20 protein-coding genes and 1 pseudogene are annotated in these 22086 nt (G+C 65.0%); 8 read left to right on the top strand and 13 right to left on the bottom strand.

The genetic code is table 11. The annotated features are described in order from the left end of the window. The first annotated feature begins 212 nt into the window (after nucleotides 1–212). The gene (locus SAJA_RS07075; protein WP_123657970.1) at nucleotides 213–893 is read left to right on the top strand and encodes a histidinol-phosphatase; all 681 of its coding nucleotides are present in this window, start codon (nucleotides 213–215) and stop codon (nucleotides 891–893) included. Between the two features lie 4 nt (nucleotides 894–897). Here the strand turns inward: SAJA_RS07075 and SAJA_RS07070 are convergent, their stop codons facing one another. From SAJA_RS07070 to SAJA_RS07055, 4 genes are all read right to left on the bottom strand, one after another. Continuing rightward, nucleotides 898–1707 carry an inositol monophosphatase family protein gene (locus SAJA_RS07070; RefSeq protein ID WP_245963253.1) on the bottom strand — a complete coding sequence of 270 codons (810 nt, stop codon included), beginning with the start codon at nucleotides 1705–1707 and terminating at the stop codon, nucleotides 898–900. A gap of 57 nt (nucleotides 1708–1764) precedes the next feature. Further along, nucleotides 1765–2322: a 1,6-anhydro-N-acetylmuramyl-L-alanine amidase AmpD gene (gene ampD, locus SAJA_RS07065; protein ID WP_123657968.1), complete on the bottom strand. Its 558-nt coding sequence runs from the start codon at nucleotides 2320–2322 to the stop codon at nucleotides 1765–1767. 2 nt (nucleotides 2323–2324) lie between these two features. Further along, entirely contained in the window at nucleotides 2325–4241 is a 1917-nt protein-coding gene (locus SAJA_RS07060) for an Lnb N-terminal periplasmic domain-containing protein (RefSeq protein WP_123657967.1), read from the bottom strand. A 107-nt stretch (nucleotides 4242–4348) separates the two neighbouring features. Further along, nucleotides 4349–4699: a hypothetical protein gene (locus SAJA_RS07055; protein ID WP_123657966.1), complete on the bottom strand. Its 351-nt coding sequence runs from the start codon at nucleotides 4697–4699 to the stop codon at nucleotides 4349–4351. Nucleotides 4700–4779: 80 nt separating this feature from the next. Between SAJA_RS07055 and SAJA_RS07050 the strand changes: the two genes are divergently transcribed. Together SAJA_RS07050 and SAJA_RS07045 are read left to right on the top strand one after the other, a co-directional pair. Beyond that, entirely contained in the window at nucleotides 4780–5121 is a 342-nt protein-coding gene (locus SAJA_RS07050; protein WP_123657965.1) for a putative signal transducing protein, read from the top strand. 300 nt (nucleotides 5122–5421) lie between these two features. Beyond that, entirely contained in the window at nucleotides 5422–5886 is a 465-nt protein-coding gene (locus SAJA_RS07045) for a tRNA (cytidine(34)-2'-O)-methyltransferase (RefSeq protein WP_123657964.1), read from the top strand. A 258-nt stretch (nucleotides 5887–6144) separates the two neighbouring features. On the opposite strand, the gene SAJA_RS07040 is transcribed toward SAJA_RS07045, so the two are convergent. The 5 genes from SAJA_RS07040 to SAJA_RS07020 form a co-directional block, all read right to left on the bottom strand. Then, complete coding sequence (locus SAJA_RS07040) at nucleotides 6145–6807, bottom strand: HAD family hydrolase (RefSeq protein ID WP_123657963.1); 663 nt, start codon at nucleotides 6805–6807, stop codon at nucleotides 6145–6147. Between the two features lies 1 nt (nucleotide 6808). Then, nucleotides 6809–7429, bottom strand: coding sequence for a CDP-alcohol phosphatidyltransferase family protein (locus tag SAJA_RS07035; RefSeq protein WP_123657962.1), 621 nt, complete (start codon nucleotides 7427–7429; stop codon nucleotides 6809–6811). Between the two features lie 126 nt (nucleotides 7430–7555). Further along, on the bottom strand, nucleotides 7556–8566 hold the full coding sequence (locus SAJA_RS07030; protein WP_123657961.1) for an NAD(P)H-dependent glycerol-3-phosphate dehydrogenase: 1011 nt from the start codon (nucleotides 8564–8566) through the stop codon (nucleotides 7556–7558). 6 nt (nucleotides 8567–8572) lie between these two features. After that, the gene (gene secB / locus SAJA_RS07025) at nucleotides 8573–9052 is read right to left on the bottom strand and encodes a protein-export chaperone SecB (RefSeq protein WP_123657960.1); all 480 of its coding nucleotides are present in this window, start codon (nucleotides 9050–9052) and stop codon (nucleotides 8573–8575) included. A gap of 17 nt (nucleotides 9053–9069) precedes the next feature. Beyond that, the gene (locus SAJA_RS07020; RefSeq protein ID WP_123657959.1) at nucleotides 9070–9495 is read right to left on the bottom strand and encodes a rhodanese-like domain-containing protein; all 426 of its coding nucleotides are present in this window, start codon (nucleotides 9493–9495) and stop codon (nucleotides 9070–9072) included. Nucleotides 9496–9649: 154 nt separating this feature from the next. Here SAJA_RS07020 and SAJA_RS07015 point away from each other — a divergent pair, with 154 nt between their 5' ends. Next, nucleotides 9650–10804 (top strand): murein hydrolase activator EnvC family protein, encoded by a 1155-nt coding sequence (locus SAJA_RS07015; protein WP_123657958.1) that lies wholly within the window; start codon nucleotides 9650–9652, stop codon nucleotides 10802–10804. A gap of 76 nt (nucleotides 10805–10880) precedes the next feature. Then, a pseudogene (locus SAJA_RS07010) lies at nucleotides 10881–12227 on the top strand (S41 family peptidase); the annotation flags it as partial. Between the two features lie 318 nt (nucleotides 12228–12545). Here SAJA_RS07010 and SAJA_RS07005 read toward each other — a convergent pair. From SAJA_RS07005 to ubiE, 4 genes are read right to left on the bottom strand one after another with little or no spacing between them, the layout of a single operon-like run. Further along, nucleotides 12546–13076 (bottom strand): GNAT family N-acetyltransferase, encoded by a 531-nt coding sequence (locus tag SAJA_RS07005; RefSeq protein WP_123657956.1) that lies wholly within the window; start codon nucleotides 13074–13076, stop codon nucleotides 12546–12548. Between the two features lie 10 nt (nucleotides 13077–13086). After that, a complete protein-coding gene (ubiB, locus tag SAJA_RS07000) occupies nucleotides 13087–14742 on the bottom strand; it encodes a ubiquinone biosynthesis regulatory protein kinase UbiB (protein WP_123657955.1) in 1656 nt (551 codons plus the stop codon). Next, the gene (locus SAJA_RS06995) at nucleotides 14742–15383 is read right to left on the bottom strand and encodes a ubiquinone biosynthesis accessory factor UbiJ (protein ID WP_184999791.1); all 642 of its coding nucleotides are present in this window, start codon (nucleotides 15381–15383) and stop codon (nucleotides 14742–14744) included. Before SAJA_RS06995 ends, ubiB begins: the two co-directional genes overlap by 1 nt. Further along, nucleotides 15380–16162: a bifunctional demethylmenaquinone methyltransferase/2-methoxy-6-polyprenyl-1,4-benzoquinol methylase UbiE gene (gene ubiE, locus SAJA_RS06990; protein WP_123657953.1), complete on the bottom strand. Its 783-nt coding sequence runs from the start codon at nucleotides 16160–16162 to the stop codon at nucleotides 15380–15382. The genes SAJA_RS06995 and ubiE overlap by 4 nt, the downstream gene beginning before the upstream one ends. 133 nt (nucleotides 16163–16295) lie before the next feature. On the opposite strand from ubiE, the gene SAJA_RS06985 reads away from it, so the two are divergent. Genes SAJA_RS06985 through SAJA_RS06975 form a run of 3 tightly spaced genes read left to right on the top strand, consistent with a single transcriptional unit; the run spans nucleotide 16296 to nucleotide 22080 of the window. Continuing rightward, entirely contained in the window at nucleotides 16296–17483 is a 1188-nt protein-coding gene (locus SAJA_RS06985) for an efflux RND transporter periplasmic adaptor subunit (RefSeq protein ID WP_184999790.1), read from the top strand. Continuing rightward, a complete protein-coding gene (locus tag SAJA_RS06980; RefSeq protein WP_123657951.1) occupies nucleotides 17483–20563 on the top strand; it encodes an efflux RND transporter permease subunit in 3081 nt (1026 codons plus the stop codon). The genes SAJA_RS06985 and SAJA_RS06980 overlap by 1 nt, the downstream gene beginning before the upstream one ends. Next, the gene (locus SAJA_RS06975) at nucleotides 20560–22080 is read left to right on the top strand and encodes an efflux transporter outer membrane subunit (protein ID WP_123657950.1); all 1521 of its coding nucleotides are present in this window, start codon (nucleotides 20560–20562) and stop codon (nucleotides 22078–22080) included. Before SAJA_RS06980 ends, SAJA_RS06975 begins: the two co-directional genes overlap by 4 nt. The last annotated feature ends 6 nt before the right edge of the window (nucleotides 22081–22086 follow it).

Genomic DNA, 22086 nt, shown 5'->3' with positions numbered 1-22086 from the left:
TTCGGTAAAAATACTGATTTGATTCTTTCATAAATCGGCAAGAAACGAAAAAACTGGTTTTGTCCCCTCGTCAGCGACCGCCGCCGGCCATGGTTTGCCCGACAATCCGTGCATGCGCGCGCCCGCATCGTTTCGGTTCGCCCGCGTGGTTTCGCCGGCCATGAATTCGCGCGAAGATGCCGGTCGTCATCTCATCAAGCGCTGGATAATTCGTGCATCTGACTTTTTTCGATCTCGACCAGACATTGCTGGCAACCGACAGCGACTACGAATGGAATCGTTTCCTGGTGGATACCGGCTGGGTAGAAGCTGCGGACTATGCCGCGGCCAACGAGCGTTTCGCCGGGCAATACGCCGAAGGCACCCTCGATATCCACGAATACCAGCGTTTCGCCCTGGGCCCACTGATGACTCACGGCCACGAGACGATGGCCAGCCTGCGAGAGCGTTTCGTGGCAGAGCGCATCGCGCCCCATATCGCGCCTCATGCGCGCGGCGTGCTGGCTTATCACCGCCAGCGCGGCGATCTGATTGCGATCATCACGGCCACCAATGCCTTTGTCACGGCCCCGATCGCTGATCTACTGGCCGTCGACCATCTGATCGCGGTCGAACCCGAGCGTATCGACGGACGCTATACCGGCAATATCGCCGGCGTGCCGTCGTTTCAGGCGGGCAAGATCGAGCGCGCGAAAGCATTTCTGGCCGAGCATGCCGGCCCGGCGATCGACGGCGTAACGTTCTACTCGGATTCCCACAACGATATTCCGCTGCTGGAGTGGGCCGATCGGCCCGTGGCCGTGGACCCGGATGAGCGTCTGGCCGCGCGGGCGCGCGCCGAAGGGTGGTCGATCGTATCGTTCCGGGCCGCCGAGCCGCCGGCGCTGGTCTGATCGGCTAGCCCTTCGGGCCGTCGCGCGTATCGTCCCAACCGGTCAGATACGCGTTGACAGGCTCGCGCAGCCGGGCGTTGGTCGCCAGCAGCGTACGAGATTCCAGATCCAGCGGGCGACCGTCCAAGGTGGTTACATCGCCCCCGGCCTCGCGAATGATCACCGCCAGTGCGGCGATATCCAGAATATTCAGATCGGACTCGATCACCATGTCGATCGCGCCGCCGGCCAACAGGTGATAATGCAGAAAATCGCCGTAGCCACGGATCCGGTGCACGTCCCCCACGAGCCGGCCGATATCGTCCCAGGCCGGTGAGGCGCCCAGCGCCCCGATATTGCCCAGCGACAGGCTGGACTCGCTGATCGCCTCGACGGCGCTGACCGCGATAGGCTGACCGTCCATCGTCGCGCCCGCCCCTTTGGCCGCGGCCATCAGCTCGCCGCCGTTGTACATCGGCGCGTTGGACACCCCCACGACCAGCTCGCCCTGGTGCATGAGCGCAATCTGGGTCGAAAACATCGGATAGCCGCGCACGAAGCTCTTGGTGCCGTCGATCGGGTCAATCAGCCAGACATAATCGGCATCGATCGATTCACGCCCGAGCTCCTCGCCGTAAAAGCCGTGCTCTGGGAACGCCTCGCCCAAGATCTGCTTGATCACCTGCTCGCACGCGACGTCAGCCACCGTGACCGGCGAGGCATCTGCCTTGCGGGTCACATCGATATCGGTGCGGTAATACCGGGCAATAACATCTTCGGCGGCCCTGGCCGCTCGAATGGCCACGTCCAGATAACGGCTGTATTCCTCGCTCACGGGCTGGTCCTTATCTCGATGATCAGGGCGCATGATAAGCGATGGGACTGCCAGCCCCTACCCCGTGGCAACAACATTGCGCAAAGCCACCCAGTCGAAGGCCGTCCCCGGGTCGGTCTTGCGCCCGGGGGCGATATCTGCATGGCCGACGATACGCTCGGCAGTGATCGCCGGATAGCGCGCCTGCAGCACGCCGATGAGCCAGACCAGCGCGCGATATTGCCAGGGACTGTAAGCACAGTCGTCCGTGCCTTCCAGCTCGATGCCGACGGCGAAATCGTTGACGCGCTCACGCCCGGCCAAGCGCGACACCCCGGCATGCCAGGCCCGCGCCTCAAAGCCCACATACTGCGTGATTCGTCCCGTGCGCTCGATCACGGCATGGGCCGAGACACGCAGGCCGGCCAGTTCGGCGAATACCGGATGATCTCGCGGCGCCAGACGATTGGTAAAGAGAGCGGCGACATGATCATGGCCGAAATGCCCCGGCGGCACGGTCATGCCGTGAATGACAAGCGCATCAACCGATGTGTCCGCCGGGCGCGCATCGTGATTGGGCGAAGGGAGGTGCCGGATACCGCCCAGCCAGCCGGTGTCGTCGATCACGCCCGCCACGGCTAGAAATAAGCCTGCAGGCCGACATTGAAACGCAGGCCATCGTTGTACTCGGTGCTCTCGTACTCGATCCCCGAGCGCAGCGCGAAATCCTCGATCAGGGGCACCTGGGCATCCAGGCGTGCCCAGCCGTAATGGCCGTCAGCCCCTGCGGCATAAGGCATCAAACCGGTATCCAGACGCACCTGCACGCCAGGTATCGGGTAATACAGCAGACCGCCGGACGGCCCCGCACCCAAAGCATAACCCGGCTGCAGACCCGGATTGGCATCGATCGATACCTGGCCGAACACATAAGCAGTCAGATCGCCCTGGCCCCAGGCCAGGCCCGGTCCGCCCTGTAAGAAAAAGCCCAGATCGTCGGGGGCATCGGTGAACACACGCCCCGAGGGCCGCCGGCGCGCGCCCGTCTCGACGGTAAACGATACCGGCTGAAACCAGGCATCCCGCGGCGATAACGAGGTGATCGAGAGCAACGTGAAGTCGGTGATGGCGAGATCACCCTCGTCCGGGTCGATGGCAAAACCCAGATCAGCGAAATCGATGGCCTGGCCGCGGGTATAGCCACCCGGATTATCCAGCAAATCGTGATAGGCCGGGCGAATCCGAAAGGCAAGACTGGTGTTGTCGTCGGCATAGACCGTGGACGCATTCACCCGCAGCGAGCGATGCCCGGTATCCGGCGAACGGGCCGGCGGTGTGACCGGTTCAAATGGCGATCGGCCGCCGAGTGCGGCCCGCCGGGCCAGTATCTCGTTGGCATAGGCTTTCGCTTCGGCGGTTTCCATCTCCGCCTCGATTTCTTCGCTGGCGGTTTGATAATGCAACGCGTCGTAGGCCACCTCCAGCACGGCCGCCTGGCGCGTCGTCTCCAGTGCGGTCATCTCGGCATTATCCGGGGCACGTTCGCCGTGCGCGATCTCGCGGGCGAGCAACTGCTCGTGATCGGAAAGCTGCGCGGTTTCCGAACGCAGGATCGCCTCCATCGACGGCCGATACCGGGCCGGGCCGATCAGCCCGGGCACATCAGCCAGTGAGCGGATGGTATCCGAGGGAATGGCATACCAGTCGTACTGCTCGGTCAGACGCAGGCTGGGCCGGGCCACGTCGATCAACGACAACAGCTGGTACGAGCAGTTCTTGTTCAGGAAGTAGTAGTTGAAGCGGACACTATCCATCTCCCAGATATGATCGACCATGCGATCGAGCTCGGCGTCCTGCAGCTTGAGCGTGTACGACCAGACATCACGGTTCTCGATCCAGGCGTATTGCTTGACCTTTTCATAGTAGGGAAACAGACCAAACACACCGGGATAGCCGCCGGTCAGCCCGTTCCACACGAAGCCCAGCCCGCGCTTGTCCTCGGGCGCGGCGGCGGCGAAATTCACCGCATACGACAACAACTCGGTGGCGTTCTTGCGTCGATTGGAATCCACACGCAACAGTGTGTGCCCGAACATTGACGAGGGGCTGTTGGGAAACGCCGCCGGGAAGATAAGGCTGGCTTCGCGCGGGGCCACCATGGCTCGCCAGCGCTCGTAGGTCTGGCATTTATTCACCGGCAGGCCCGACGTATCGATACCCAGCTTGTCGACCAGAAACTTGCGCCGGGCGATGAACAGACAGAACGGGGCGATCTCTCGCGGCCCGATCGGCGTGGCATCAAACAGCCCGGCAATGCTCGCCGCAAGTTCGGCCGCAGGATCGGTATGCCCGGCCTCACCGGCCAGAAAAAACCACGGCGAAGCCACCTCGCTGTGAACGCCGCCGCGCATCCAGTTGGGCTCGTAGTGCACGAGCGCCCGCCAGACCGGGTCCCGCGACAGATGCTGGTCAGCAGCGCGCTGCTGCAGTGTGGCCACCCGCGCCGGGTCTGTGACCTGGACGGACGCACTCTGGGAGATCACGGGAGCGCCCATCAAAACCGCAGTAACAAGCGCCACAAAGCGCCAAGACAATCGGATGCCCAAGAAGCCGTCTCTCGTGCCGGGAGGAATCAATGCCGGCACGCGACATGCAGGCCTGACTAATCGTCCCTATTATACGCCTGCTCGAATTCGCCGAGCGGACGCGTGAAGGTATAACGCCCGGGTTCGCCGACCAGACGATCGCCGGACTCGTTGACATTGTCGCCGATCACGGAAAACGGTAGCGAAATCATGAACAGCCCCATGCCGCCCACCGTGGCCACCAGGCTCAACGGGCGCACGATGACCGCATCAAAAGCCATGGCACCCGCCGAAGGCGTGCGTGCATTGTAGGTGTAAGGAGCGTCCCGGACCGAGTCTTGCGCTGTCGCGGTCAGCGGCATGCAGAGCAGCATCGCGACGAGTACGAACACGGCCAGCACGCGGTTATTATTATCGGGTTTGGACATGACCAGTCGTCTTGCAAGAGAACGTCTTGCAGCGTAGCAAAGCGCCAAGGCAAGTCAATTGGCTCTTTATCGAGGTATCCATGCGCATCGAAGCCGGCTGTTGCCAGGTCTATCTGGCGCCCGACCCCATCAACGCCGAGATCGTGAAAGACCTGCTGGTCGACCACGGCCACGAGGCCTATGTGCGCCGGGCTTATCTATGGGGCGGTGTGGGTGAATTGCCGGCCAACGTCTACCCGAGCGTCTGGGTACCGCTGGCCACGGCCGAGGCCGCACGCAAGGTGGTCCGCGCCTTCGAGGCCGACACGCTGGACAAGGCCGGCGACTGGGTCTGTCCGGGCTGCGGCGAGCCGATCGAAGGCGTATTCGCCGCCTGCTGGCGCTGTCAGCACGAGCGCCCGAACGATGTCGCCAGACGTTAGGGGCTGTTGCCGTTTCGTACGAGCGCCGCGTTGGCGCCCAAAATCTGGCCAGGCAAGGCGCGAGCCGTCGCATCGTGGCGTGCCACGATCAAGGTGAGCCAGCGGCATGGCCAGATTTTGGGCCCAACCCTTCGGGACAAGCGCTGTTTTGTGGCAATACAGCGTTCTAGCCCACTAGCGCAGATTCACTGCGCGGCGCGGGCTACGCCTCGTCTTGCCACAAAACAGCGCTTGGCGCGGACTCGTACGAAACGGCAACAGCCCCTAGACTATATCTTTGCCTGCCTCGGTCGCCCCGCCATGCATATCGTGCTGCACGAACCCGAGATCCCGCCCAACACGGGCAACATCATCCGCCTGGCGGCCAATATCGGCGCCGAGCTGCATCTGATCCATCCGCTGGGCTTTGCGCTCGACGATCGACGGCTACGCCGCGCGGGCCTGGATTATCACGAGTTCGCCCGCGTGCACGAATGGGCGAATTTCGATGCCTGGCGCGCGGCTCACCGCGATTCGCGCGTGCTGGCGGCCACGCGCCACGGCGACACGCGCTATGACCATATTGTCTATCGCGCCGACGATGCCCTGCTGTTCGGGTGTGAGACACGCGGCCTGCCAGCGATCCGGCGCGAGACGGCCGGTGCCCGAATCGTATTGCCCATGCAGCCGGGCAACCGCAGCCTGAACCTGTCCAACAGCGTGGCCGTGATCGCCTTCGAGGCCTGGCGCCAGCTGGGATTCACGGGCGCAGCCGGCATCGACTAGGTGTTACTTGCGGTTTGCGTATACGCCTGTTGCCTTGAATCAAGCCGGTCGACGGGCCGATCAATGGCGACCGATGGCCAGCCCGGCAAAACGCTCGGCAGGAGGCAAAAGAAGGCCAGGCCGCCAATACCCAGCCTTCGTGTCCGGCTCAGCTGGCTGTCATCCCCGCGCCGGCCATTAAGCCGCCGAGCCCACATCTGTGCAATCTGTGTCATCTGCGGATAAGAAAGAGATAGAGCCCCGCCACAGCCGCGCCCCTCACGCCATGGGCGAGGCCTGGCCCGTGATGATTTCCCAGCCCGCGCCAACGGCCTCACGGCTCAGCCGACGATCCGGCTCAACCGCGATGGCCTCGCCGACAACACGAAACAGATAGGCATCGTTGATCGAATCCCCGAAGGCCACGGCTTCGTCCAGCGGTAGCTTCGCGTGGGCGGCCAGCGTCTCGGCGGCATCGATCTTGGTCGGGCCGTAGGGATGACGTCGCGGTGGGGCCGCGGTGAACACGCCGTTTTCGGTACAGCAGCGGGCACCGATCGCCTCGCGCACCTCGAGTGCCTCGGCCAGCGCATCGGCGATGAACTGCGGCGTCCCGGAAAGCAACACCACACGATCACCGGCCTGTTGATGATGCCGCAGCCGCTCGACCACCGCCGGCGACAGCACCTCGGGCAACACCTCGGCCACGAAACGTGTCGCCAGATCGGCGATATGGCGCTCGCTGTGCCCCGAGAGATAGGCCTTGTTCTTCTGCATGACGTGACGGCCGAAACGCGGCAGATAGCGCAGCGTGAACCAGGCGAATGCCGCGAGCTGACGCAGCCCCAGCGCGCCCTGCTGCCATAGAAAACGCGCAAAGCGGGCCTCTGAAGAGGCACCGCTCACCAGCGTACCGTCGATATCGAAAATGATCAGGCGCATGTCAAGTCTTGGGCCGGGGGGCACCCGGTCGGGCGTTAACGCAGAACTCGATGATGACCGGCAACCCGCGTGCAACACAAATCGCCGCCGAGGCCCAGGCAAGCCCCAGGCCGATCGCGCTCAGCCAGACGCCGTTGGCGGCCCAGAAGTCCGGTGCGACCACGTCGAAGGGCTGCCAGAGCAGAATCCAGGCAAAGGTCACGGCCTTGAGCACGGCATAGAAACCGCGCATGAAACGCCCGGCCACCAGAAAACGCCCCACGGGCGATTGCATCATGTCGAAGGCCGCGGTGCCGGTGGCCGCGCCCTTGCTCCGAATCGCATCCACCAGATTGCCGCGAATGATGAACAACAGCGGAATCCATACCCCGATAAAGCCCAGATGCGCCAACACCACCCAGAGCACGGTCTCAACGATGCGGTCGATGGCGATATCGAACGTGGCACCAAACAGGCTTTCCTCGCCAAAGCGCCGTGCCACCCAACCATCAACGCCGTCGAGCGCGATGATGAACACGGTCAGCGGCGCGTTGATCAGCTGCCAGGCCGGATCATTCGAATAGATGATCGCCAGCAGCACGAACAACAGGACAAAACGTCCGAAAGTGACCCAGTTCGCCATAAGCGTCTTAGTATTCTTTGAAACGGCCCTGAAAACATCCCCGGGGCCGGGCAGACAGACCGGCCGCTCGCAGACCCGTTGCTGTCTACGACCGGCTCGGAAGTTTACACGATGCGTGGCACCCGCTTATTCGGCCTCGGCGCGATACGGGCGGTCGGTCAGACGGCGTACCGCCGTGGTGGCGGCCATGTCTTCATGGAGTACGGCATAGGCCTGGGCGGCGATCGGCATATCGATGCCGTGGGCGATAGCCATGCGATGCACTTCGCGGGCCACGCGCACCCCCTCGACCACCTGGCCGATTTCGCGGGCGGCTGCGTCCACGCTCTGCCCGGTGGCCAGTGCCAGCCCCATGCGTCGATTGCGCGACTGGTCGTCGGTACAGGTCAAAAGCAGATCCCCCAGACCGGCCATGCCGGTGAAGGTTTCACGCGCCCCGCCCAGTGCCGCGCCCAGGCGCATCATCTCGGTCAAGCCCCGGGTGATCAGAAGCGCCCGGGCATTGGCCCCGTAGCCCAGGCCATCGGAGATGCCCACCGCGATCGCCAGCACGTTCTTGACCGCGCCGCCCACACCCACGCCGATCACATCGCGCGCGGTGTAGACCCGGAACATGCCGTCGTGAAACGCCGCGGCCATGTCATTGGCAAACGCATCGTTTTCCGAGGCGATGGTCACCGCCGTGGGCAGCCCGTGCCCGACCTCGCCCGAGAAACTGGGCCCGGACAGCACGCCCATGGCCCGCGTATCGCCCAATACGGCACGCGCGACTTCGTGCGGCAGGCGCGCTGTGTCGGGCTCCAGGCCTTTTGTGGCCCACAGCACACGCTGATCGGGCGTCAGGTGCGGCGCCAGCGCGGCCAGACAATCCGCCAGCGCATGGCTGGGCACGACCACAAGCACGTCGTCGGCACCGGCCACGGCACGTGCCAGATCCGGTTCGCCGCTCAACGTATCCGGCCAGGGTGTATCGGCCAGATAGCGCGTGTTGCAGCGCGCGGCCTCATGGGCGGCGATTGCCTGGCTATCACGAGCCCAGAGCGCAACCGTGTGGCCACGACGGGCCAGCTGCACGGCCAGCGCGGTGCCCCACGAGCCCGCGCCCAGAACCGCGAAACGCTGTAGCGGGGCCGTCATCGTGGATCAGTGCGTGGCCGCACTCGCATCGCTGGGGCCCTGGCCCTCGTTGGCGCGATGCTGGGCATACAGCAGGTCGAAGTTGACCGGCTGCAACAGAAAATGCGGGAACCCGGCGCGCTGAACCATGTCTCCCACAGCCTCACGGATATAGGGAAACAGCACCGACGGGCAATAAGCGCCCAGGATCTGGTCGCGCTCGGCCTCCTCGAAGCCGTCGAGCTGGAACACGCCGGCCTGCTGGACTTCCACGATATAGGCCGTGCGCTCGTCCTGCTTGGCGGTGACGGTGACCGTCAGACAGACCTGATGGGTCTCTTCCGAGAGATTCTGGATCTGGGTGTTCAGATCCACGTTCACTTCCGGGTTATAGGCCACGGTGAACACACGTGGGCCATCCGGCACCTCGATCGAGGCGTCGCGAACATAGATTTTCTGCAGGCCGACCTGTTTCTGCGGCTGCTCGGCGTTGCCCTCTTCGGCCATGATTGCTCCTTGAAAAATTACTTGCGCGTGACCGGCCGGCCATCGGCCTGCCAGCCGTTGAACCCGCCCTTCAGGGCATAGACCCGCTCATAGCCCTTCGCCTTGAGTTTGGTCACGGCACTGGGCGCCTGGGTCCCGGCTGCATCGTAGACCACGACCGGCTTGCCTGTATCTTTCGTGATCTCGCCCGCGCGCGACTCGATGCCCGACAGCGGCACGTGACGCGCGTTGATGATATGGCTTTTCTTGTAGTCGGCCTTGGACCGGGTATCAACCACGACCGCGTCTTCGCTGTTCATCAGACGGATCGCCTCGTCGGGGGCGATCGGGCCGCGCCCGGTGGCCCCGCGCCAGACCTCGTTGGCGATGAAGACGATTACGATCACCGCCAGGGCTGCCCAGAGCAGCGGGTGAGCGGCGATGAATTCGAACAGCTGATCCATAGAAAACGGCCCGGCACGGCAATTGAAACGACCCGAGAATCGCCCCGACCCAAGGCCGGGCGATACGCGGTGCGCGATTATTGCATACCCGCGAGACTCGATCGCCTGCCTTGTACATGCCGCGGCCCACGCAAGCTGTCATACAATCGCGGGCATGCGATCGATCGCCACCTATACGACCTGCCTGCTCGTGGCGGTTGCCTGCGCGACGGCCCAGCCTGCGCTGGCGGCCGACGAGGGGGCCACGGCCCGAAAAGAGCTCTCGACCCTGCGCAATCGCATCGAGGCCGTGCGCGACAAGATCGCATCGGATTCGAACCAGCGCAGCGATCTATCCGATAGCCTGGCCCAGGCCCAGCAGCGCATCAGCACGACGCGCAAACGCCTGGACACGCTGGATTCGCATATCGCCACCCAGAAAACACGGATCGACAAACTCACCGCGCAGCGTGATGCCGAACGCGCGCGCCTGACCGACGAGCTGGCCGCGCTTCGGGCCCAGGTGCGCGCGGCTTATGAAACCGGGCGTATCAGCCGTATGCGGCTGCTGTTATCGGGCGAGTCGCCCGAGCGGCTGGGCCGGATGCTGGAATACTATCGTTACTTCGCCGATGCCCAGGGCGAGCAGGTCAACGACCTCAAGCAGATCCTGGCCCGTCTGGCCGCGCGCCAACAATCGCTGGAGGCCGAGCAGAGCGAACTGGCCGATCAGCGCAGCACCCGCGCGGCCACCCTGGCCCGGCTGAAAGAAAGCCAGGCCGCACAGAAACAGACCCTGGCCGCACTTGATCGCTCGCTGTCAGAGAAACGCAGCTCGTTATCCGACATGCGCGATCAGGCCAAGGATCTCGAGCGGCTGTTGCAATCGGTACAGACCCAGCTGGCCGACCTGCCCGAAACCCCGCGCGGGGCGAGCTTCGCCTCGCTCAAGGGGCGTATGCATCCCCCCGTCGACGGACGCACGCTGGCGGCTTTCGGCCAGACCAAGAACGGCGGCCCGCTGCGCTGGCAGGGCCAGTGGTTCGCGGCCCGTCAGGGCACCCCGGTCTCGGCCGTGGCCAGCGGGCGCGTGGTTTATGTCGGCTACATGAAAGGCTACGGGCTGATCGTGATCGTCGACCACGGGGCGCACTACTACTCGCTCTATGGCCATGCGGCGGCCAGCTATGTCGACGTCGGTGACGCGGTCCAGGCCGGCCAGCCGATCGCCACCGCCGGCCATAGCGGCGGCCATGACACCAGCGGCATCTATTTTGAAATCCGGCGCGGTGAAACGCCGGTCAACCCGCGGCGCTGGCTGGCCGGTTGATGCTATCTTCGACCGCATTCAAGACGATCGCCGACCGGCATTTTGTGCCTGTGCGGCCCGACTCGAGATCAATGACATGACCATCCGCCAAAGCGCATCGCTCGGGCTGTTCATCGCCTGCCTGTTGTCTGGCCTGCCCGCCGTGGCCCAAGCCCAGCCGGCCGAGGACACGGCCACCGACCCACCCGCTGATACAAAACCCCAGCAGGCGCCCGGGCCGGCCGACGACGCCGCCAACGACACGGCCGCCGCCGACGAGACCGACAAGACGAGCGCACCGACCCTCCCGCTGAAGACGCTGCGCAAGTTCACCGCGCTGCTCAACCAGATCGAGGCCGGCTACGTCGAGCCCGTGGATGACGAAACCCTGCTGGACAACGCCATCCACGGCATGGTCTCGCGCCTGGACCCACACTCGGCCTATCTCGACCCCGAGGAATACGAAGCACTCAAGGACGCCACCTCCGGCCAGTTCGGCGGCCTGGGGCTCAAGGTCCAGATGGAGTCGGGCTATCTGCAGGTGGTCTCGCCGATCGATGACACGCCGGCCGCCAAGGCGGGCATCCAGCCGGGCGACATGATCGTCGAAATCGATGGTCAGCCGGTCAAGGGCCTGACCATGCCCGAGGCCATCAAGGCCATGCGCGGCGATGCCGGCAGCAAGATCTCGCTCACCATCCTGCGCGATGGCCAGGACAAACCGATGACGCTGGAGCTCGAACGGGCCGATATCGAGGTCGCCAGCGTGAACTCGCGCGTGCTGGGCGATCACTACGGCTATCTGCGCATCACCCAGTTCGCCGAGGACACCGGCGACAATCTCGAAAAAGCCCTCGACCAGCTCAAACAGGACACGGACAACACCCTGCGCGGTGTCGTGCTGGATCTGCGCAGCAACCCCGGCGGCATTCTGACCGCCGCGGTCGACGTCTCCGATCTGTTTCTGGAGGACGGCACGATCGTGACCATCCGCGGGCGCGCCGCCGAGGCCGAGCACGTCTTCAAGGCCACGCCGGGTGATGCGCTGAGCGCTGCCCCCATTGTGGTGCTGGTCAACGAAGGCACCGCCTCGGCCGCCGAGATCGTGGCCGGCGCGTTGCAGGATGACCGCCGGGCCGTGGTCATGGGCCGGGACACCTTCGGCAAGGGCTCGGTGCAGACCGTGTTGCCATTGAACGACGGCTCGGCGCTGAAACTCACCACCGCACGCTACTACACCCCCAGCGGGCGTTCGATCCAGGCCGAGGGCATCACCCCGGATATCGCCCTGGCCTCGGTCAAGATCACGCCCGCCGACCGCACGGCCGGCTTTGGCTACAGCGAGGCCGACCTGCCCGGCGCGCTGACCAATACCGGCGCCGCCGGCGACACGACGACGCCGGCAGCCACCACCCTGGCCCCGGACACCGAACAAGGCAGCGACGACGACACGACCGATCCGGCAGGCGACCAAGCCGCCGGTGAGACCTCGCCCGGCAACAAGCCAGCCAAGCCGTCGGCGGCATCATCCAAGTCTGATTCTGAGTCCGAGGCCGAGGCCAAGGCTGATGACGAGCAGAGCCTGGCCGAAAAAGACTATGGCCTCTACGAAGCGCTTACGCTGCTGCGCGGGCTCTATACCTTGCGCCCCGCCGACGAGGGCAACAACGAAACCGAGACGCCCGCGGCCGACGCGCCCCGGAAGGACGCACGCCGCTGGGGCGACGTGCGCTCGGGCCAGGGCTAGGGCCAGGACTAGGGGCTAGGGCCACCAATCGAGCCACCGGTGACGTGCGTCCCGGTGGCTTTCGATGAAGCCGCAGCGTTGATAGAACACCAACGCCGCGCGATTGCCGCGATAGGTCTTCAAGTGCAGCCCACAGTCGCGCGATCGGGCCTGTGTCTGTAGCCAGCGCATGAGGGCCGTGCCGTGGCCTCGGTTACGACACGTTGCCGATAGCCCGATATTGACCACGTGCAACACCTCGCGGCGTGGCAGGACCTGCAGATACCCGGCGATCGCGCCGTCGATCTCGATCAGGAAACTCGGCACGCGGGCCAGCAGCTGGTTGAAATCGGCCCGGCGCTCGGTCTCGTCCCAGGGCCCGGGCGCGCTGGGTGCCATGGCCTGACGATGCAGGTCATACGCGGTCTCGGCACTGGCCGCATCGATTACCGTGAGCGCGCGCCGGGCATCGATCGGCCCCGGCGCCAGCCCGGCCACGACCCGCGGAATCGTGACCCGCGGCGACGGCCGCGCCGCACGGATTGACAGGTTTTGCCCCCGGTTCACGCCGGGCCGATCACTGCCGGGCCGAGCCGCGCCAGGCGCGTATCCAGGCCGCCAGCCCGGCCACGCCGCCGACAATCGATACCCAGTGCGGCATCGGCGGATAGACAAAAACCAGGGCCGATGCCACCACCAGCCCGGTGCCGACCAGCGTCCAGCGCATGGCACGGCGGGCCGAGGTCAGCTCGTGCTTGATATCCGTCAACGACTGGGTCAGGCGACGGCTGCCGGGTGTTTCGCCGTCGCGGGCATAAGCCATGAGCTTGGGGGCAAGCGTGGGCAGCGCATCCATGATCTCGGGCAACTGGTTACGCATGCGCTCGGCGGCCCGTCTCGGGTCGGCGCGGTTGCGCATCCAGCCTTCGAGGATCGGCTTGGCCGTGGCCCATAGATCCAGCTGCGGGTAGAGATCCCGCCCCAGGCCTTCCACGTTGAGCACGGTCTTCTGGAGCAGCACCAGCTGTGGCTGGACCTGGTAGTTGTATCGACGCGCGATCTTGAACAGCCGCAACAGGAACAGCCCGAAGGATATCTCGGCCAGCGGCTTGTTCATGATCGGCTCGGAGACGGTACGGATCGCGCCTTCGAAATCCTCGATCGAGGTATCGGCCGGCATCCAGCCGGATTCCACGTGCAGCTCGGCGATCCGGCGATAGTTCTGGTTGAAGAACGCCAGGAAATTCTCGGCCAGATAACGCTGATCCTGCGGTGTGAGCGAGCCCACGATGCCGAAATCCAGGCCGATATAGCGCGGGCGTTGTGGGTTATCGAGCTGGACCTGGATATTGCCCGGATGCATGTCGGCGTGGAAGAAATTGTCGCGAAAGACCTGCTTGAAAAAGATCTCCACGCCGCGCTCGGCCAGCGCCTTGAAGTCGGCCCCCGCCGCGACCAGCGTCTCGACGTCGTCGATGGGCGTGCCGTGCATGTGCTCCATGACCAGCACGTTTTCGGTGCTGTAGTCGAAATAGATCGTCGGGTGGACGATCAGATCCGAGCCGGCCCAGTTCCGCCCCAGTTGGCTGGCATTGGCGCCTTCACGCAGCAGATCCAGCTCGTCGGAGATGATGCGGTCATACTCGGCCACGATCTCGACCGGGCGCAGCCGCTCGGCCTCGGGATGAAAACGCGCCGCCAGCCCGGCCAGCCAGTACATGACGGCCACATCGCGCACCACGCGTTCGTGGACATCCGGGCGCAAGACCTTGACCACGACCGTAGCACCTTGGGTCTGTTCACCCTTCTCGTCCCCCTGGGGGTGCAGACGCGCGGCATGCACCTGGGCGATCGAGGCCGCGGCCATCGGCTCTTCGTCGAATTCGGCGAAGAACTTATCGAGTGAATGGCCATAGGCCGCCTCGATCAGTTCGCGGGCCTTGGCGCCCTTGAAAGGCGGCACATCGTCCTGCAGCCGCGAGAGTTCTTCGGCCATGCCCGGCGGCAACAGATCGCGCCGGGTGGAGAGCATCTGCCCGAACTTGATGAACACCGGCCCCAGCTCTTCCAGGGCCAGACGCAGGCGCTCGGCGACCGGGGCATCGTGATCTTTCTTGGCCCCCACCAGCCAACGGGGGGCGGCATCACCGGCCAGCTCGCCCAGGCCGTAGCGGCGCACGGTGGCCAGTATTTCAAACAGACGACGGGTGCGATCCACCGATTTAAAGGCCATCAACGATTCCTTTCTACGCGCTTGAGTCGGGCCGCGGCACGCTCGATGTCGTCACGCAACGAGACCACCTCGTCGGCCAGGCGCTCATGCTCATACGCACCCACCACGTCGCGGGTTTCTTCGCGCAGATATTCCGCCGCCTGGCTCGGGAACTCGGCACGAAACCGAGCGAACAGGCCAGACGCGGTATTGAACCCGCGCTCGAGCAGATGCCCAGCCACGGGGCCAAAACGCGCATCCAGCAGATCGCCGATATTGAAATCCACCCGAGCGAACAGATCAGCGAACTGTTGGGCGATACCGATATCGCCCTCGATCCGCAGGCCCGCGCCCATGAGCGACTGCGAGCCGGCCGCGAAGAACACACGCGCGAAATCAGCCGAGCGCCCGGCCAGATAGACATCGGGCTCGCCGGTCGGCGCGCCCACAATCTGTATCCCGTGGGCCTCGGCCACGAAGGTCACGGCCAGGCCCAGATCGGTCAGGCCGATCGACAACGAGCGGCCGGCCAACGCCGCGGCCCGCGCCAGCGCGGCTTCATCGGCACCCAGGTACTGGTTCAGCGCGATCTCGGCGGCCCCGCGGGCCGGGCCGGGCAGGCTGGCGAAATGCTGGCGCTCGTGTGTCTGGCCCGCACTCACGGTGCGTACCCGCGGTGCACGGCCACGATGCCGCCGGTCAGGTTGTGATAGCCACAGCGCACGAAGCCGGCGTTGGTCATCATGTCCTTGAGCGTTTCCTGGTCGGGATGCATCCGAATCGACTCGGCCAGATAGCGATAGCTGTCTTCGTCGCGGGCCACGTTCTTACCCAGCCACGGCAGCACCGAGAACGAATAACGATCATAGATCGGGCCCAGCCCCGGCACCGCCGGCTTGGAGAACTCGAGCACGATCGTGCGGCCGCCGGGGCGCGTCACGCGCGCCATTTCGGCCAGGGCCGCATCCTTGTCGGTGACGTTGCGCAGGCCAAAGGCGATAGTCACGGCATCGAACGAATCATCAGCGAAGGGCAGCTTTTCGGCGTTGGCCAGGCAATAATCGATATTGGAGACAATGCCCCGATCGATCATGCGATTACGCCCATTGGCCAGCATGGCGGCGTTGATGTCTGACATCAGAACGCGGCCCGTGGGGCCCACCTTCTTGGCAAAACCGGCGGCCAGATCCCCCGTGCCGCTGGCCAGATCCAGCACCCTGTCGCCCGCGCGCAGGGCGGCCAGGCTGATGGTGAAACGCTTCCACAGCCGATGTACGCCCATGGACATCAGATCGTTCATGACGTCGTAGTTGTCGGCCACGGAATCAAAGACCTGACCCACGCGGCCCTGCTTGGCCGCGCGATCGACTTGTTCGTATCCGAAATCTACGGTCGTATGGGCAGACCCGGGCTGATCCGAGCCGTCACGGGAATCGTTCATCGCGAGATTGGCAGGCAATTACAGACCTCGATCTTACCGCAGTCGCCCGCGTCCCCGCTTGGCAATCGCGCACGGCGCGTATGCCGGCCCCCGGCGCGCCTCGGGTAGACTTGCCTGTGTAATGATCATTCCTATGGTTTCAATCAAACGCGCCTTGCTGATCGGCGTGGCGGGCGTACTCGGCCTGTGCCTGGCCGGCTGTGATTCGCCGGCAACACAGACCGGCCCGGAGCGCCCGGCCGAGGTGGGCGTGATCACGGTCAAGGCATCGCGCTATACCGTGCGCCAGAGCCTGCCCGGGCGCACGCGCGCCAAGACCCAGGCCGAGGTGCGCCCTCAGATTCAGGGCATCGTGGAGAAACGACGCTTCACCGAGGGGGCGAGCGTGGCCGCCGGTGACGTGCTCTATGAGATCGAGTCCTCGCGCTATGAGGCCGCGCTGGATCAGGCCCAGGCCGAGCTGGCCCAGGCTCGTGCACGGCTGCAGTCCGACGAACCGCTGGCCCAGCGCTATACCGAGCTGGCCGCGATCGATGCCATCAGCAAGCAGGAGCGCGACAACGCCCAGGCCACCCTGGCCCAGGACAAGGCCGATATCGCGACCGCAAACGCAGCGGTCAAGACGGCACGTATCAATCTGGATTTCACACGGCTCCGTGCGCCCATCGACGGTCAGATCGGCGCCTCGCGGGTCACGCCGGGCGCGCTGGTCACCACGAACCAGACCGACCCGCTGACGACCATCACCCAGCTGGACCCGATCTTCGTGGATATCCAGCAGTCGGCGGCCCAGTATCTACGCCTGAAACAGGCCGTGGCCTCGGGCGCGCTGGCCACCGACGATGATCAGGCCGCCCCGGTCAAGGTCTCGCCCGAGGGCGCGGATCTGGTACTCGACGGCCGGCTGCAGTTCACCAGTGTGCAGGTCGATGCCGATACCGGCTCGGTGATGCTGCGGGCCATCGTGGCCAATCCGGCGCATGATCTATTGCCGGGCATGTATGTCCAGGCCTCGCTTGTTCAGGGCATCGATACGCGGGCCCTGCTCGTGCCCCAGCAGGGCATCGATCGCAGCAGCGCCGGCAAGCCCACCGCTCTTGTGGTCGACGAAACCGACCATGTGGCCGAGCGCCAGGTCACCCTGGCCGGGGCCACCGAGGATAATCGCTGGCGCGTGCGTGACGGTCTGGCCGCCGGCGATCGGTTGATCGTGCAGGGCATGGGCAAGGTAAAACCCGGTGACGCGGTCGCGGTGACCCGGTTGACCATGCAGGACGGGCGGCTGATCGCTCAGACAACAAACCCGGCATCGGCGGACTGATGTCAGCGTTTTTCATCGCCCGGCCGATTTTTGCCCTGGTGATCGCGATCGTGATCAGCCTGGCCGGGCTGTTGTCGATCTTCACCCTGCCGCTCGAGCAATACCCCGAGATCGCCCCACCCACGATCACGGTCTCGGCGACCTATATCGGGGCCAACGCCCAGACCACCCAGAACTCGGTGACCCAGATCATCGAGCAGTCGATGACCGGCATCGACAACCTGCTGTATATCCAGTCCAGCTCGGATTCCTCGGGTGATGCCCGTGTACGCCTGACCTTCACCTCGGGCACCGATCCCGATATCGCCCAGGTCCAGGTTCAGAACGAGCTCCAGGGCGCACTGGCCCGTCTGCCGGCCGAGGTGCAGCAGCGCGGGGTGCGCACGTATCAATCCGGCGGCAACTATTTTCTGGTGTTCGCCCTGTCCTCGACCGATGGCTCGATGGACGAGGCCGATATCGGCGATTATATCGCCAGCACGCTGACCGACCCGCTGGCCCGGGTGAGCGGCATCAGCCAGGCGCGCAACTTCGGCGCCGAATACGCGCTGCGGATCTGGCTCGACCCGGACCGGCTGAACCAGTACAACCTCATGCCCGCCGATGTGCGCGCCGCGGTCGAGGCCCAGAACGCCAACGTCTCGGCCGGTGAACTGGGCGGCCTGCCCGCCGCCCCGGGCCAGCAGTTGAACGCCACGATCCGTGCCCGCAGCCGCCTGACCGCGGTGAGCCAGTTCAAGGACATCGTGGTCAAAGCCGCCGCCGACGGCTCGCTGGTGCATCTGTCTGACGTGGCCCGCGTGGAGATCGGCTCGGATGAATACTCCGAAATCGCTCGCTATAACGGCCATCGCGCGGCCGGGCTGGGCCTGGAGCTGGCTGCCGGTGCCAACGCCGTGGGCAGCGCCGAAAACGTGCATGCCCGGCTGGACGGCCTGAAAGATTTCTTCCCGCCGGGCCTGGAAGCCCACACCGCTTTCGACACCACGCCGTTCGTGGAGGAATCGATCGCCGAAGTGGTCGAGACCCTGCTCATCGCGATCGTGCTGGTCGTGGCGATCATGTTCTTGTTTCTACAGAACCTGCGGGCCACGCTGATTCCAGCCCTGGCCGTGCCCGTGGTGATCCTGGGTACCTTCGGGGTGCTGGCGGCGTTTGGTTACTCGATCAACACGCTCACGCTCTTTGCTCTGGTACTGGCGATCGGCCTGCTGGTCGATGACGCCATCGTGGTGGTCGAGAACGTTGAGCGCATCATGGCCGAGCGGGATCTGTCCCCGCGTGCGGCCACCCTGGCCTCCATGCGCGAGATCCAGGGCGCGCTGGTGGGTATCGTGCTGGTGCTGACAGCCGTGTTCGTGCCGATGGCGTTTTTCCCCGGGGCCACGGGCGTGATCTATCGTCAGTTCTCGGTCACGGTCGTGGCGGCGATGGTGCTCTCGATCGGCGTCGCACTCATTCTCACACCTGCCCTGTGTGCCGCGCTGCTCAAGCCACCGGGCCAGCGACGGGCCCCGGGCCGTCTGCTGGCCAGCTTCAACGCGGCACTGGATCGTCTGCGTGGTGGCGTACAGGCGCTCAGCGCCCGGGCCATTCGAGCGCGCGCGCTGGTGATGCTCGTTATGGTCGCGATCGTGGCCCTGGTGGTCTGGCTGTTTTCGGTACTGCCCGGCAATTTCCTGCCCTCGGAGGATCAGGGCGTGCTGCGGGTTTCGATCCAGCTGCCGCCGGGGGCCACCTCGCAGCGCACGGTTGACGTGATGGAACAGGTGGATGCTTATTTCCAGGCCCAGCCCAACGTCGAATCAATCTTCACGATCGCGGGCAGCTCGGGCCAGAACACCGGGCGCGCCTTCGTGCATCTGGTGGACTGGCACGAGCGCACGGGAGATAACACCGGCGCCGAGGCCATCGCGGCGAAAGCCACGGCTGCGCTATCCAAGATCCGCGATGCACAGGTCTATGTACTGAACCCGCCGGTGCTGCGTAATCTGGGCGATGCAGCCGGCTTCGAGCTACAGCTCGAGGATCTGGGTGGACTGGGCCGCGATGCCCTCACCCAGGCGCGCGAAGCGTTTCTGAGCGCTGCACGGGCCGACCCGGCGCTGTCCCAGATGCGCAGTGAGACGACCGACCCGGCCGCCCAGTTCGCCATCGATATCGATGACGCAAAGGCCGCATCCCTGGGGCTGGCCATCGGCGATATCAACAATACCCTGTCGGCGGCCTTTGGCGGCTCTTATATCGACGATTTCATCTACGACGGCCGGGTCAAGCGTATCTTCATGGCCGGCGATACGCCCTATCGGATGCAGCCCGATGATCTGGATCGTTGGTATGTACGCAACGAGGCCGGCGATATGGTGCCGTTCTCGGCCTTCGCCAGCACACACTGGACCACCGGTCTGCCAGAGCTTGAGCGCTATAACGGCCTGGCGGCGTATCAGATCTCCGGTCAGCCGGCACCGGGTGTCGCCATGACCACGGCCATGGGCCATGTCGATGATCTGGTGGCCGACTTGCCCGAGGGCATCGGCTACGAGTGGTCGGGTATCTCGCTACAGCAGCAACAGGCCGGGGCCCAGGCGCCGCTGCTCTACGGCCTGTCGATCGGTTTTGTCTTTCTTTGCCTGGCCGCGCTTTACGAAAGCTGGTCGATCCCGTTGGCAGTGATGCTGGTGGTGCCACTCGGCGTGGCCGGTGCGCTGCTTGCAGTCGCGCTGCGCGGATTGTCGCTGGATGTGTATTTCCAGGTGGGGCTGCTTGCCACCATTGGCCTGGCGGCCAAGAACGCGATTCTGATCGTGGAATATGCGCACCAGTTGGCGGGCGAAGGCCGAACGTTGCGCGAGGCTGCCATCGAGGCCGTGGGCCTGCGGCTACGCCCGATTCTGATGACCTCGTTGGCTTTTGGCATGGGCGTGCTGCCCTTGGTGATCGCCACCGGAGCGGGCGCTGGCGCGCGACACTCGGTAGGCACCGGGGTATTCGGCGGCATGATCGCAGCGACCACGCTGGCGCTGGTATTCGTGCCGGTGTTCTTCGTGATCTGTCGCGCCGGCTGGAAGCGTCTGGCATGAGGCACCGATGTTCAAGCTGCACGCTCGCCCTGGGGTTTGTCACGGCCGCGCTCATGGTCACGCTGGCGGGCTGCGTGAATCTGGCGCCGGAGTACGAATCACCGGCGCCGGTCATTCCGGGGGTCTGGCCCGGGGTGGATATCTACGGGACACCGCCGGCCAAGCCGGGGGCCGATGTCTCGATGCTGGGCTGGCGCGATTTCTTCATCGATGATCGTCTGCGCGAGGTGGTCTCGACCGCGCTATCGCACAATCGTGATCTGGCCGTGGCCACGCTCAATATCGCGGCCGCCCGCGCCCAGGTCGCTGATATCAACGCCGATCTGTTTCCCTCGATTTCGTCCAGCACGAGTGCCACCTTCTCGCGTTCCGGGCGTACCGCCGGCGGCGACGACACCGCCAGCGGCAACCTGGCCAACCAGAGCGCGATCTCCGAGTCGCTGTCGACTGAAATCGGGTTTTCCAGCTACGAGCTAGATATATTCGGGCGTCTTCGCAATCAGCGTGCGGCCGCCGTTCAAAGCCTGCTGGCGACCACGGCCGATCGCCGTACGGCCCAGATCAGCCTGATCGGCGAGGTGGCGGCCAACTGGCTTACCCTGGCGGCCGACAAGGCACTGCTCGCACTTGCCCGCAACACGCTGACCAATCGCCTGGCCAGCCTGCGCCTGGTCAACGCGCGCCATGATTACGGCATCGCCTCGGGCTCGGACGTGGCCAACGCGCGCTCGGCGGTCGAAGCCGTACGCGTGGATATCGCCTCGCTCGTCGCCCAGGTGGCCCAGGATGAAAACGCGCTCAATCTGGTCGCCGGCACCACGCTGGCGCCCGGGCTGCTGCCCGAGGCACGTTTGCCTGAACAGGCTGTTATCGAACGTTTGCCAGCCGGCGTGCCCTCCGAAGTGTTGCTCGACCGGCCCGACGTCATCGCCGCCGAATACCGCCTGGCCGGCGACTATGCCTCGATCGGCGCGGCCCGGGCCGCGTTTTTCCCGCGTATCAGCCTGACCGCGGCCACCGGGTGGGCCACCCGCGGGCTGACCGGGCTGTTTGCCGACAACAATCGCTCCTGGAGCGTAACCCCACAAATCGATGTCCCGATCTTCGACGGCGGCTCTCGAGCCGCCCAGCTGGCGCTGGCACGTATCCAGCGCGAGATCGATACCCAGACCTACGAGCAAACCCTGCGAACCGCGTTTCGTGAAGTGGCCGATGCCCTGGCCCTGCGGGCCACGATCGATGACCAGATCACCTCTCAAACCGCGCTTGTGGCCGCCAATCAGCGCTCGTATCGGCTATCACAGGCACGTTATCGCGCCGGAACCGACAGCTATCTGGATACGCTGATCGAGCAGCGCACGCTCTATACCTCTCAACAGAACGCGATCCAGCGACGCCTGGCGCGCGAGATCAATCTGGTCACGCTGTACAAGACGCTCGGCGGCGGCGATCTGGCCCGCAGTAGCCGCAGTGCGCTGCCGCTGGCGCCGTTGGCGGATGACGCGCCGGATCCCTGATCGATG

The organism is Salinisphaera japonica YTM-1, assembly GCF_003788585.1.
Taxonomy (GTDB): domain Bacteria; phylum Pseudomonadota; class Gammaproteobacteria; order Nevskiales; family Salinisphaeraceae; genus Salinisphaera; species Salinisphaera japonica.
This window is presented reverse-complemented; position numbering and strand designations above follow the sequence as displayed.